Genomic DNA, 13,035 nt, shown 5'->3' on the forward strand with positions numbered 1-13,035 from the left:
GATTAACATCGTAAAACGTAATTGTATTAAATATAAACATTTCGACCTATTTATAAGGAAATGATAATGCGCACTTTTTTAATTCTATCTGGTAGCTTGTTTTGCTCTACCAATGTACTTGCAAACATTGAAGAAATTACCATATACGGACACCGCACGGGACTTATTGGTGAGGCTATTAGTGCATCAAGTGGCGTAATTGGCCAAGGTGAAATAGAAAACCGTCCAATGTTACGTAGCGCAGAAATGCTAGAACTTATCCCAGGTATGGCCGTCACACAGCACAGCGGCTCAGGTAAAGCTAATCAATATTTTATTCGCGGTTTTAATCTCGATCATGGTACTGACTTTGCCACCAGCATTGATGGTATGCCAATTAATATGCGCAGCCATGGGCATGGTCAAGGCTACACCGACCTTAACTTTATTATTCCTGAAACAATTTCGACTATAGATTATCAAAAAGGTGCGTATGGCGCCGCTCAAGGTGACTTTTCGACCGCTGGCAGTGCTGAATTTAATCTAGCTGATAATCCAAAACATCAACAACTTGACTTTACAATTGGCAAAGACAATTACCAACGCGTGATGGCATTAGGCTCGATTGGAATTGCTAACGGGAAAATAATTATTGCCAGTGAGTGGCAAGGTTATGATGGCCCTTGGCAAGATATCAATGAAGATGTAGATAAAAAAAATGCCCTAGTACGCTATGTAGGTAAAGCATGGGATGGCGATTTATCTGTCACGGCAATGGCTTATGACAACAGCTGGAATTCCGCAGATCAAATTCCACAACGGGCTGTAGACCAAGGTATTATCAGTGCGCTAGGTTCACTCGATACGACCGTAGGCGGCAGCTCTAGTCGCTATAGTTTATCGGCAAACTGGCAAGGCCAGCACATTAAAGCCAATGCCTATGTGATCAACTACGACATGGACTTGTTTTCTAACTTCTCTTACTTTTTAAATGATCCTATTCATGGCGATCAGTTCCAACAAGTCGATAGCCGGACAATTAGTGGTGGCGCACTGAGTTATCAATTTGCTGATACCCTTGCAGATATGCTAATCCAGCATACAGTTGGTGTGGAATATCGCCGCGATGATATTGATCAAGTTGGTTTATACAATACCAAGCAGCGCCAACGCTTAAGTACTGTGCGTGAAGATGCTGTAGACGAAGCCAGCTACTCAGCCTATTGGCAATCACAAGTAAATTTAAGCCAAGCACTCGAAGCAACATTTGGCGTGCGTTATGATTACTTTGACGCAGATGTTGATAGCAATAACAGTATTAATTCAGGCAGTGCAGATGATGATTTGGTTAGCTTTAAAGCCAGCTTAAATTACCTGTTTAATGACAACCTAGCCGGTTATGCCAACTGGGGGCAGTCGTATCATTCAAATGATGCGCGTGGAGCGACCATTAAACAAGATCCTGTGACACTTGAGTCTGCTGATAAGGTTGATTTACTGGTGCAAAGCAATGGCGCAGAGCTGGGTTTACGCTACTTTGATCAACAACGGTTTAATTTATCAGCGGCATTATGGTGGCTAAGCTTAGATTCTGAATTATTATTTGTGGGTGATGCGGGTAACACTGAAGCCAGTGATGCATCAAAACGTTACGGTTTAGAGCTCAGTGCGTATTATTGGCTTAATGATGCCTTGAGTTTAGACGCCGAGGCCTCATTTACACATTCACGCTTAGATATCGATTCAAATGACGATCGAATTGAAGGCGCAGTGCCTGTGGTTGCCAGTACTGGCATTAATTGGCATATTACCCAGCAGTGGCAGTCTTCACTGCGCGTACGCCACATTGGCAAACGTATACTCAGTAGTGATGGCGATAAACGCTCAGAGCCGCTTACAGTCGTAAATGGTTTAGTAAGTTATCAACAAACGCATTGGAAAGTGGGCCTTGAGCTATTAAATATATTTGATAGTACGGATCACGATATTGACTACTTTTACACGTCACGCTTAGCTGGCGAACCTATTGAAGGCGTTGAAGATCATCACTTCCACCCGATTGAGCCGCGTACCCTGCGCCTAAACTTCAGCCTGTTATTTTAGTTTGGTTATTGTTACTAATAATTGAGCTAAACACTTTGCTGATCCGGTTTATACTTTAAGGTATGAAGCGGATCAGCAAGGCTGCATTTTAAATTAACTCACTTAGCACTACTAAATAGCCATAGTGCACTTGTATATAAGCATTAAATAATCACCAGTTAGCCTTTAAAACTCTGCCATGGTCCTGTGATCGCTAATGTTTTTGTTGGTGAATACACATTAACAAATAAGGTGTTGCCATCAGCAGAAAAACAAGCTCCCGCCAACTCGGTTTGCGCTGTTAAGCGGGCAAAATTATATACATCACCACTAGGTGTTACGCCACGTAAATGGTTATCAACCACGTCGGTATACTGATCTTCACAAACGATCAAGTGCCCGTTAGGTGCAACAGTGAGATTATCACCAAAGTTAAATAACGACTTATCTGTGCTTTCTACAAATAGTTGAACGTGTCCTGGAGCTAAATGCTCTTTATCTGTTCCTTCAAATGCTGATGGTTGATACTTCATCACTTGACCAAGCTGCTTTTGACCACCATTAGTGCAACAAAAATAAAGTTCTTTTTCACCCCAATGTATCCCTTCACCACGAGCGAAAAGTGCAGCGCCTTGTTTGTGGCCGCGTATTCTTAAATCGTCTTTTGGACTTTCAGGTTGCGCCAAATCAACCCATTCAACGGCCATATTGTGTTGTAAAGGCATTACCCCTGTAACCCAATTACGAGTATCAAACTGTGGCTGTGCTTTAATCATCATAGCTTGAAGTTTACCGCCTTTACTCAACTTACCGTATTCATTAGGAATAAAACGATAAAATAAACTATCGCCTTTATCTTCTGTCAGATAAACAATACCGGTTGTTGGATCAACAGCAGCTGCTTCGTGATTAAACCGCCCCATTGCCTTGAGAGGCTCAGGGTTTACTAGTCCTTTAGCGTTGGCTGGTATCTCAAAAATATAGCCGTGATCTTTATTAAAGCCATCCGCTTTAGTCAGAACAGTCTCTTCGCAAGTAAGCCAACTACCCCATGGGGTAATACCACCTGCACAATTGCGGATCGTGCCAGTGAGTGACAAATATTCTTGCTCTTTTTTACCGGTTTTTAAATTATAAATAATATGACTTGTGCCTCCTGGCAAAGCAACACCTTGCGCAGTAGTGTCATAAGCAAATGACGTTTTATGCGTTTGTAAGCTAACATCTGCTTTTGCTAAATCAGTTGGTTTTAATTCATGGTTTCTGACTAATGCAACCCGCTCATCATCAAGGGCAATACAGCCCATACCATCGGCTTTATCTGGCACTGTAAAGCCATCATCCATTTTATCACCCAGTTTTGATAGAACTTGATAGCTAAACCCTGCTGGTAAATCGAGTAACTTGTTAGGATCAGTCACTAACGGACCATAGGCACTTAAATGCTCACTCACGTCAAGAAATGGTACTTTGCCAAAAGTACTACGAGAAAGCCCCATAAAAGCGAGTGTACCGGCACTAATAATAAATTGTCTTCTAGAGATCATCGTAAAACTCATAATGAGATAAAATAACAGGCATATAATAAATGAAATTATCCTATAAAAACGGCCTCCATAAAAAGTTCATACAATTGTCATATCTCAAAGCAAACCTCATTGACACTTGATCTATTAAATTTCAGGCATAAAAAAACCGACTCTCGTCGGTTATCTTCTATTAACTTTAATAGTAATAGAAAGTGGTGAGCGCAGGACGTATCTTCAAAGAGTGAACCTTCGACCACTCGGTTGGTGGTTTTATACTTTTAAGTATGAGGCAAATTTCAGGCATAAAAAAACCGACTCTCGTCGGTTATCTTCTATTAACTTTAATAGTAATAGAAAGTGGTGGGCGCAGGACGTATCTTCAAAGAGTGAACCTCCGACCGCTCGGTTGGTGGTATCAACTTTAAAAAGCGCGGGATAAACCCGAGCCTACAGCAAATTTCAGGCATAAAAAAACCGACGCTCGTCGGTTATCTTCTATTAACTTTAATAGTAATAGAAAGTGGTGAGCGCAGGACGTATCTTCAAAGAGTGAACCTCTGACCGATCGGTTGGTGGTTTTATACTTTTAAGTATGAGGCAAATTTCAGACATAAAAAAACCGACTCTCGTCGGTTACCTTTAAATAGAAAGTGGTGGGCGCAGGACGTATCTTCAAAGAGTGAACCTTCGACCGATCAGTTAGTGGTTTCAACTTTAAAAAGCGCGGGATAAACCCGAGCCTACAGCAAATTTCAGGCATAAAAAAACCGACGCTCGTCGGTTACCTTTAAATAGAAAGTGGTGGGCGCAGGACGTATCTTCAAAGAGTGAACCTTCGACCACTCGGTTGGTGGTTTATACTTTTATAAGTACGGGACAAATTTCAGGCATAAAAAAACCGACTCTCGTCGGTTATCTTCTATTAACTTTAATAGTAATAGAAAGTGGTGAGCGCAGGACGTATCTTCAAAGAGTGAACCTCTGACCGATCGGTTGGTGGTTTATACTTTTAAGTATGAGGCAAATTTCAGGCATAAAAAAACCGACTCTCGTCGGTTACCTTTAAATAGAAAGTGGTGGGCGCAGGAGGATTCGAACCTCCGACCGCTCGGTTCGTAGCCGAGTACTCTATCCAGCTGAGCTATGCGCCCACATTCTATTTTGATTTTAAAGTCTTACTTTGACTGACGCATTAAGCTAATTAATAACAAAGCTTATTACGAATTTTAAAAATAAAAAACCGACCATGTGTCGGGCTCTTTATAAATTAACACTAATAGAAAGTGGTGGGCGCAGGAGGATTCGAACCTCCGACCGCTCGGTTCGTAGCCGAGTACTCTATCCAGCTGAGCTATGCGCCCACATTCTATTTTGATTTTAATGTCTTCTCTGACATATTAGTATGCAATAACTAATATAACTCTCAGTAGTAAATAAAAAGTGGTGGGCGCAGGAGGATTCGAACCTCCGACCGCTCGGTTCGTAGCCGAGTACTCTATCCAGCTGAGCTATGCGCCCACTTTTTTATACTCTAATTCGAGTTTCTTACTAATAAGTAAAGGATGGTGGGCGCAGGAGGATTCGAACCTCCGACCGCTCGGTTCGTAGCCGAGTACTCTATCCAGCTGAGCTATGCGCCCATTCTTTACTTTACAAGATAACCATTTATAAAATAAATGGCGGAGAAGGAGGGATTCGAACCCTCGATAGAGCTACAAACCCTATACTCCCTTAGCAGGGGAGCGCCTTCGGCCACTCGGCCACCTCTCCGTCTTGTGGGGCGTATAATAAAGATTTCAGAAAATATGTCAAACACTTTTCTTGTTTAAAGTAACTGTATGGTTAGAGAACACCCATAACAGCCAAAAAAGAGTCAACTTTGTTTAATCGTTAATCAAATTAAGAGGTTTTAATATCAGCGGATACACCGAGAACAGGCACTAATTCGTCAGTTAATTGTTCGAGATATTGATCTTGGTAGCCTAATTGCTGAAATTCAGCAATACATGCTCGATAATAGGTTTCTCTTTGTAATTCAATACTGAGTACTTCAGAGGGTGAATCAGGTTTATTATCTTTCATATAAAATCCGTTTATATAAGTCCTTTAGATTGACGTGAGTTTAAAAAACCATGCTTTATGCTGTTTTTTCAGTCAATAGTTTAGCTAAACTTAGAAATAATGCTCGTTCATTTTGATGATTTTATATAATTAATTTTTATTTTCACATAATTCAATACGTTAAAATTAAAATTTTATTATTGCCAGTATAATTTCCATTGGCGGGACCCGCTACAGACACAAAAACGCCGCTATTAAAGCGGCGTTTATAATATCAACTTAATCTAACATAGCATTAGTCAGCTTGTGGGCGCATATGCGGGAACAAGATAACATCTTTAATTGTTGATGAGTCAGTAAATAGCATCACTAAACGGTCGATACCAATCCCCTCACCTGCCGTAGGCGGAAGGCCATACTCTAGCGCGCGAATGTAATCTTCGTCGTAGTGCATTGCTTCATCATCGCCGGCGTCTTTTTCTTCCACTTGGCGAGTAAAGCGCTCGGCTTGATCTTGTGCATCATTAAGCTCAGAGAAACCATTTGCAAGCTCACGGCCACCAACAAAGAATTCAAAACGGTCAGTAACAAATGGGTTTTCATCGTTACGACGAGCAAGTGGTGATACTTCCCACGGGTAACCGGTGATGAAAGTCGGTTGAATAAGCATGTGCTCTGCTGTTTCTTCAAAGATTTCACATAAGAACTTACCTGGGCCCCACACACAATTTTCAGGAATTTTAACGTGCACTTGCTTTGCGTACGCTTTTAATTCGTCAAAGTGATTTTCTGGATCATTGAATACTGCAGCATCAAACTCAGGATTATATTTTAAAATCGCATCCGCCATACTTAAACGGGTAAACGGTTGGCCAAAGTCATACTCTACTGAGTCAACCACTTCGCCGTTCTCGTTTTTAGTCGTATTAACAACGATTGGGCTGCCCAATACGTTAGTTGCAACAGTACGCAACATGTCTTCGGTGATGTTCATCAGGTCGATGTAATCAGCGTAGGCTTGGTAGAATTCGATCATAGTGAATTCTGGGTTGTGACGCGTTGATAACCCTTCGTTACGGAAGTTACGGTTAATTTCAAATACGCGGTCAAAACCACCTACCACTAAACGTTTTAAGTAAAGCTCTGGTGCAATACGTAAGTACATATCGATATCAAGGGCATTGTGATGAGTCACGAATGGACGCGCAGATGCACCACCAGGGATAACCTGTAGCATTGGCGTTTCAACTTCCATAAAGTCACGATCTGCTAAGAAGCGACGAATACCTTCAACTACTTGTGAACGAATACGGAACGTTTCACGGGTTGCTTCATTAGTGATCAAATCAACATAACGTTGGCGATATTTAGTTTCTTGATCAGATAAGCCATGGAATTTTTCAGGAAGTGGACGTAGTGACTTAGTCAGTAATTGATACTCTGTCATTTCTACGTATAAATCGCCTTTACCTGATTTATTAAGCGCGCCTTTAACACCAATGATATCGCCAGTGTCTAATTGACCGTATTTTTCTTTCAGATCTTTTTGGACATCTTTTGATGCATACGCTTGCACACGACCTTTCATGTCTTGAATTACAAAGAATGGTCCGCGTTTAGCTAGGATACGACCCGCGATAGACACAACATGGTTAAGCTCTACTAATTCTTCTTTACTCTTATCACCAAACTCGGCCTGTAAGTCTGCCGTGTAATGCTCACGACGGAATTGATTTGGATGACCGTTAGCAGGGCAATTGGCGCGAATAGCGTCTAATTTGCCACGACGCTCAGCGATTAACTTATTTTCGTCTTGGATTTGATCAGTCATTTTTTAGCTCTTTTTTAGCTTGGTGGTTATAGGCCAGATTTTAAGCTGGCTTCAATAAATTTATCTAAATTGCCGTCAAGTACCGATTGGGTATTACGGTTTTCAACGCCGGTACGTAAATCTTTAATGCGCGCATCATCAAGTACGTATGAACGTATTTGACTGCCCCAGCCGATGTCAGATTTGGCATCTTCTTGGGTTTGCTTTTCAGCATTTTGCTGCTGTAGCTCAAGCTCAAATAACTTCGCTTTTAACTGCTTCATCGCTTGTGCTTTATTTTTATGTTGAGAGCGTTCGTTCTGACACTGCACTACCGTATTTGTCGGTACGTGGGTAATACGTACCGCAGATTCTGTGGTATTTACGTGCTGACCACCCGCGCCTGATGCACGGTATACGTCGATACGTAAATCAGCCGGATTAATATCAATCTCAATATTATCGTCAACCTCTGGATAAACAAATGCAGAAGCAAACGAGGTATGACGACGGCCACTTGAATCAAATGGGCTTTTACGTACTAAACGGTGAACCCCAGTTTCTGTACGTAACCAGCCATACGCGTATTCACCAACAAAGCGCACGGTTGCGCCTTTAATACCGGCAACATCACCGTCAGTGGCCTCTACCAGTTCAACTTTAAAGCCTTTGGCTTCACCCCAGCGTAAATACATGCGTAATAACATGTTACACCAGTCTTGAGCTTCTGTACCGCCTGAGCCTGATTGTAAATCAAGGTAAGCATCATTTGCGTCATGTGCGCCAGAGAACATGCGACGAAATTCTAAACCTTCAAGCTGTTCGTTTAGGTCTGTCAGTTCGCTTTGTGCTTCATTGAAGGTCTCTTCATCTTCTGCTTCAACTGCAAGTTCAAGCAACCCTTCAACATCGTCAGTACCAGTTACTAGATTATCGATAGTTTCAACAACCGCTTCTAATGCTGACTTTTCACGACCTAGTGCTTGTGCTCGCTCGGGCTCATTCCATACGGCTGAATCTTCAAGTTCGGCGTTAACTTCTTCTAAACGTTCTTGTTTAAGAGCGTAGTCAAAGGTACCCCCGAAGCAGTTCAGTACGTTCGCGAATTTCCTTGATTTGATTAATCACAGGATTCACTTCAAACATGTACATTACTCCAAAATGGCTGGTTTACGCGGCTAATCGCCAGGTAAAATTATGCTAATAATTATTTAAATTTCGCTTTAAATAATAAAACGCCCGATTTTAACAAAAAACCGTGCGTTTTATTAGTACTTTATGCATCGATAATAGATATTTTTTAAGCTACTTTTTGCAGCTCACGGACAATTAACTGTAATGAAAATTTACCTCTAAACTCATTAATATCGAGCTGATAGGCCAATTTCACCAAGCGCGCTTCAGTATCAGGCCACTCGCGCACATCAATACCGAAGGCAATAGCATCAACCAAACGCCCTGAACGGTGTTTTAATACCAGCTTTAAGTGCTTTTCACCAACAATGCGCTGCTGTACGAGTTCAAAAGTGTGTTCAAACACGGGTTCTGGAAATTGCTGCCCCCATGGCCCTGCTTGTTTGAGTACATTTGCAAACTCCATGCTAAAGCAGTCATCAGCAAGCTCGCCATCGGTTAAGATAATACAGCGTTTATGCTCTTCACTTAACTGCCCACTTACCGCCTGCTCAAACTCACGTTTAAACTCACTAAAGTGCTGCTCATTAATGCTCAGACCGGCCGCCATAGCATGACCACCAAATTTACTGATCAAATGTGGATGCAAGGTATTTAAGCGCTCAAGCAAGTCACGCATGTGCAAGCCTTCAATCGAGCGGCAAGAGCCCTTTATTTCACCGTTGTCGCCACCAGCAAAAATTACTGTTGGGCGGTGGTATTTCTCTTTTAAACGTCCCGCTAAAATACCGATCACACCTTGATGCCAGTCTTCTTGATATAAACAGATAGCATCAGGTGTTTGTTCATCGCTAAAAGCAAGCTTATCTAGCACGGCTTGTGCTTCAAGTTGCATGCCCTGCTCTATCTCTCGACGCTCATGGTTTAAACTATCCAGCTCAGCGGCTATGCGTCGCGCTTGATTGATATCAGTAGCAAGTAAGCAAGCTATGCCTAAACTCATATCATCTAAACGCCCAGCGGCATTTAAGCGTGGTGCAAGCGAAAAACCAAAATCACTGGCGCTTAAACGCGCTGCGTTACGATTAGCGACCTCAATCAGCGCTGTAATACCTGGGCGTGTTTTGCCGCTACGAATTCGCGCTAGACCTTGGTGAACTAAGGTGCGATTATTGGCATCCAGTGCCACCACATCAGCAACCGTACCTAGCGCTACAATATCAAGCAGATCGGCTAAGTTAGGCGGTGGTTGCTGCGCAAAATGACCAACATCACGCAATGCACTTCTAAGCGCAATCAATAAATAAAATGCAACCCCGACTCCTGCGATTGATTTTGATGGAAACTCACAATCATGGCGATTAGGGTTAACGATAGCGTCAGCATTGGGTAGTTGTTCGCCTTGCAAGTGATGATCGGTAACCAGCACTTTAATGCCCGCGGCTTTTACAATTGCGATGCCAGCAATACAGGAAATACCATTATCAACAGTGATCACTAGATCTGGTGCCATAGTGACTATTTGCTCGGCCAACGCGGGACTTAAACCATAGCCTAAGCTGAATCTGTCTGGCACTAAATAGTCTAAATGAGCAAAACCAAACATCGCTAAGCCTTGCATTAAGGTAGCGGTGCTGGTTGCGCCATCGGCATCAAAATCACCCACGATCAGCACTTTACTTTGCGCTCGCAGAGCATGTTGAAGTAAAGCGGTGGCTTTATCTATGTCTTTAAATAATTTGAAGTCATGTAAAGTGGCTGCGCTATTATTTAGCTCATCGGCATGATTAACTTGGCGGCTGGCATAAATTTGTTTAATAACAGGGTGCAAATGGCTTGGCAGGTGTGAATCATCATGATGATCACGAGCAACAATTAATTTTTTCATGCAGGCGCGGTACTTTTAGATTAAGGAATAAAGACAAAAAAAGGCCTTAACGGCCTTTTTATAAAAAGCATAATACTATGACGATTTATTAGCGTCTAACGCAGCAGCTAATGCGGCCGCAGGCTGATAACCTGGGATCATCGTACCATCTTCTAAAATAATTGCTGGTGTACCGCTAATGCCAAAACTTTGGCCAAGCTGATAATGTTCTGCAACTGGGGCATGACAACCGGCCATTACTTTTGTATCAGCGCCCGATTTTGCTGCTGTCATTGCTTCTTGTTGATCTTTAGCACACCAAACATTCATTAGATCTGCATAGCCTGAGCCTTGTAAACCACCACGTGGAAACGCTAAATACTTAACGGTAATACCCGCTTCAAGTAAATCATCAAGCTCGCGGTGTAACTTACGGCAATAACCACAGCTAATATCAGTAAACACAGTTATGCTATGTTTCTCATTTTTAGCTTTGTAAACAATCATTGAGTCTTCGTATTGCGCTAGGCCTTCTTTACGAACGCCATTAAGCGCTTGCTCGGTTAGATTGTTACGGTTATTTAAATCAATCAAGGTGCCTTGCATTAAGTATTGACCATCTGCGCTTGCATACAGCACGCCTTTATCAGTGATCAACTCTTTTAAACCGGCCACTGGGCTTGGGCTAATTTGCTTAACAGTAACACCTAGCTCTGCAAACTTAGTCACGATTGGATCGTTGGCATCAGGAATGGCTGCAACGCCATTGGCAAACGCACTTATACTGGTGCCTAATATCGCACCGGCTAATACTAACTTTTTCATAATGTTCTCTTATATCCTGATAATTCTTAACTACTCAGACCGCCGAAGTACGAAAAAATTCTCACTAAGCGCGCGGATGATGTTGCTGATGTACCAATTTTAACCGTTCATTAGCTACATGGGTATAAATTTGTGTGGTTGATAAATCACTATGCCCTAACATCATCTGTACAACCCTTAGGTCAGCACCATGATTTAGTAAGTGTGTTGCGAACGCATGGCGCAACGTATGGGGCGATAAAGGCGATTCAACTGCTGCCAAAATAGCATAGTGTTTAATACGATGCCAAAAAGTTTGTCGAGTCATACCGACTCCACGCTTTGACGGAAACACAAAATCGGTGGCATGCTTGATCATTTGCGCGCGCCCCACTTTTAAAAATTGCTCCAGCCAATACATAGCCTCTTCGCCAAGCGGCACCAAACGCTCTTTATTACCTTTACCTTTAACAAACACCACCGCTTGGCGCAAATTAATTTGTTCAATACGCAACCCAACTAACTCGCTAACCCGTAAACCCGTTGCATATAATAGCTCTAACATAGCTTTATCACGCAATCCCATCGGCTCTTCAACATTAGGCGCCGCCAAAAGTGCTTCAACTTCATTTTCTGACAATGTTTTCGGCAATGATAGGCCCGCTTTAGGCTGAGCAATATTTACCATTGGCGAATCAGTAATGTGTTTTTCACGCACAAAGTATTGGTAAAAGCGCTTTAACGCGCTAATACTGCGCGCCGTACTGCGAGGCTTTAAACCTAAATCAACACGATGCGCTAAATAGCTTTCAATATCTTGGCCACTCACGGTGAGCAAATCTTGACCTTTTAAAAAGTGGCAAAATTTATCCAAGTCGCTGCGATACGCAGATAAAGTGTTATCGCTTACGTGTTGTTCTAAATAGAGGTTATCTAAAAAAGATTCAAGATAATCACTATTACCGAGTAGTTCGTCGTGATCTGTAATGGCTGAGTCTAATGACTCATGATCAGGTAACGTGGTCACAGTTATTCTCATAGTTATCAAGGTATCAATTAATAATACCTTACGGTAAACTTCAGCCTATCATATCAGGCAAATACACAGTGATAAATACGATGCAAATTGGTTTATTTTATGGTTCTACCACATGCTATACAGAAATAGCAGCAGAAAAAATTCGCGATATTATCGGTCAAGACATTGTCAGCCTGCATAACATCAAAGATGAACCATTAAAAAATGCAGAAAATTACGACTTTATCATCTTTGGTATCTCCACATGGGATTTTGGCGAGTTACAAGAAGATTGGGAGTCGATTTGGGACGACATTAAAGATGTTGATCTCAATGGCAAAACCATCGCTTTATTTGGTATGGGCGATCAACAAGGTTATGGTCAATGGTTTCAAGATGCACTTGGTATGTTACATGATGAAATAAGTAGCCAACAATATACTTTATTAGGATTGTGGCCGAACGACAGCACGTATGAGTTTGAAGCCTCTAAGGCACTCACCGAAGATGGCAAACACTTCGTTGGTTTAGCCCTTGATGAAGACAGCCAATACGAACACAGTGATGAGCGTATCGCTAACTGGGTTGAACAGATCATGACTGAGTACAGCGAGACATTATAAATCTCGCTGCGTAACACTGATACCCAAACCGCCTCAAAATGCAGAGCTTACGGTTTCATAAGGGCTTAATATCAAGGTGTTGCTTTGCAACAGTGGCAATTCTATTTAAGAAACAACAACTAATTACT

General features: G+C 42.0%; 9 protein-coding genes and 5 tRNA genes. 2 read left to right on the forward strand and 12 right to left on the reverse strand.

Going from position 1 to position 13,035, the window contains the following annotated elements:
• Positions 1-66 precede the first annotated feature (66 nt).
• Positions 67-2,082: a TonB-dependent receptor gene (locus tag H5182_RS03170; RefSeq protein ID WP_182759515.1), complete on the forward strand. Its 2,016-nt coding sequence runs from the start codon at positions 67-69 to the stop codon at positions 2,080-2,082.
• A gap of 158 nt (positions 2,083-2,240) precedes the next feature.
• Here the strand turns inward: H5182_RS03170 and H5182_RS03175 are convergent, their stop codons facing one another.
• From H5182_RS03175 to xerD, 12 genes are all read right to left on the reverse strand, one after another.
• Positions 2,241-3,608, reverse strand: a complete 1,368-nt coding sequence (locus H5182_RS03175) for an alkaline phosphatase PhoX (RefSeq protein ID WP_182735270.1) — start codon at positions 3,606-3,608, stop codon at positions 2,241-2,243.
• Between the two features lie 1,056 nt (positions 3,609-4,664).
• Positions 4,665-4,741 (reverse strand) — tRNA-Arg (locus H5182_RS03180).
• Between the two features lie 133 nt (positions 4,742-4,874).
• Positions 4,875-4,951, reverse strand: a tRNA-Arg gene (locus tag H5182_RS03185).
• A gap of 80 nt (positions 4,952-5,031) precedes the next feature.
• A tRNA-Arg gene (locus H5182_RS03190) sits at positions 5,032-5,108 on the reverse strand.
• A gap of 45 nt (positions 5,109-5,153) precedes the next feature.
• Positions 5,154-5,230 (reverse strand) — tRNA-Arg (locus H5182_RS03195).
• Positions 5,231-5,267: 37 nt separating this feature from the next.
• Positions 5,268-5,360, reverse strand: a tRNA-Ser gene (locus H5182_RS03200).
• A 129-nt stretch (positions 5,361-5,489) separates the two neighbouring features.
• Positions 5,490-5,672, reverse strand: coding sequence for a hypothetical protein (locus tag H5182_RS03205; protein WP_145240843.1), 183 nt, complete (start codon positions 5,670-5,672; stop codon positions 5,490-5,492).
• A 274-nt stretch (positions 5,673-5,946) separates the two neighbouring features.
• Positions 5,947-7,482 carry a lysine--tRNA ligase gene (lysS, locus tag H5182_RS03210; RefSeq protein WP_182718004.1) on the reverse strand — a complete coding sequence of 512 codons (1,536 nt, stop codon included), beginning with the start codon at positions 7,480-7,482 and terminating at the stop codon, positions 5,947-5,949.
• Between the two features lie 26 nt (positions 7,483-7,508).
• Positions 7,509-8,607 (reverse strand): peptide chain release factor 2 gene (prfB, locus tag H5182_RS03215; RefSeq protein WP_145240838.1). Its coding sequence is split into 2 segments (ribosomal slippage): positions 7,509-8,531 and positions 8,533-8,607, totalling 1,098 coding nucleotides; the frame shifts between segments, so codons are not numbered across the junction.
• 154 nt (positions 8,608-8,761) lie between these two features.
• Positions 8,762-10,483, reverse strand: coding sequence for a single-stranded-DNA-specific exonuclease RecJ (recJ, locus tag H5182_RS03220; protein ID WP_145240836.1), 1,722 nt, complete (start codon positions 10,481-10,483; stop codon positions 8,762-8,764).
• A gap of 75 nt (positions 10,484-10,558) precedes the next feature.
• Complete coding sequence (dsbC, locus tag H5182_RS03225) at positions 10,559-11,287, reverse strand: bifunctional protein-disulfide isomerase/oxidoreductase DsbC (RefSeq protein ID WP_145240834.1); 729 nt, start codon at positions 11,285-11,287, stop codon at positions 10,559-10,561.
• 64 nt (positions 11,288-11,351) lie between these two features.
• Positions 11,352-12,305 (reverse strand): site-specific tyrosine recombinase XerD, encoded by a 954-nt coding sequence (gene xerD / locus H5182_RS03230; RefSeq protein ID WP_220491296.1) that lies wholly within the window; start codon positions 12,303-12,305, stop codon positions 11,352-11,354.
• 80 nt (positions 12,306-12,385) lie between these two features.
• On the opposite strand from xerD, the gene fldB reads away from it, so the two are divergent.
• Positions 12,386-12,907 carry a flavodoxin FldB gene (gene fldB / locus H5182_RS03235; RefSeq protein WP_149981789.1) on the forward strand — a complete coding sequence of 174 codons (522 nt, stop codon included), beginning with the start codon at positions 12,386-12,388 and terminating at the stop codon, positions 12,905-12,907.
• The last annotated feature ends 128 nt before the right edge of the window (positions 12,908-13,035 follow it).

Source organism: Pseudoalteromonas sp. SG44-17 (assembly GCF_014164235.1).
GTDB classification, from domain to species: Bacteria; Pseudomonadota; Gammaproteobacteria; order Enterobacterales; family Alteromonadaceae; genus Pseudoalteromonas; species Pseudoalteromonas rhizosphaerae.

Coding starts and splice junctions, on each gene's coding strand:
- H5182_RS03205 (WP_145240843.1), bottom strand. CDS start 5,672: ATGAAAGATAATAAACCTGATTCACCCTCTGAAGTACTCAGTATTGAA.
- H5182_RS03175 (WP_182735270.1), bottom strand. CDS start 3,608: ATGATCTCTAGAAGACAATTTATTATTAGTGCCGGTACACTCGCTTTT.
- fldB (WP_149981789.1), top strand. CDS start 12,386: ATGCAAATTGGTTTATTTTATGGTTCTACCACATGCTATACAGAAATA.
- dsbC (WP_145240834.1), bottom strand. CDS start 11,287: ATGAAAAAGTTAGTATTAGCCGGTGCGATATTAGGCACCAGTATAAGT.
- recJ (WP_145240836.1), bottom strand. CDS start 10,483: ATGAAAAAATTAATTGTTGCTCGTGATCATCATGATGATTCACACCTG.
- H5182_RS03170 (WP_182759515.1), top strand. CDS start 67: ATGCGCACTTTTTTAATTCTATCTGGTAGCTTGTTTTGCTCTACCAAT.
- lysS (WP_182718004.1), bottom strand. CDS start 7,482: ATGACTGATCAAATCCAAGACGAAAATAAGTTAATCGCTGAGCGTCGT.
- xerD (WP_220491296.1), bottom strand. CDS start 12,305: ATGAGAATAACTGTGACCACGTTACCTGATCATGAGTCATTAGACTCA.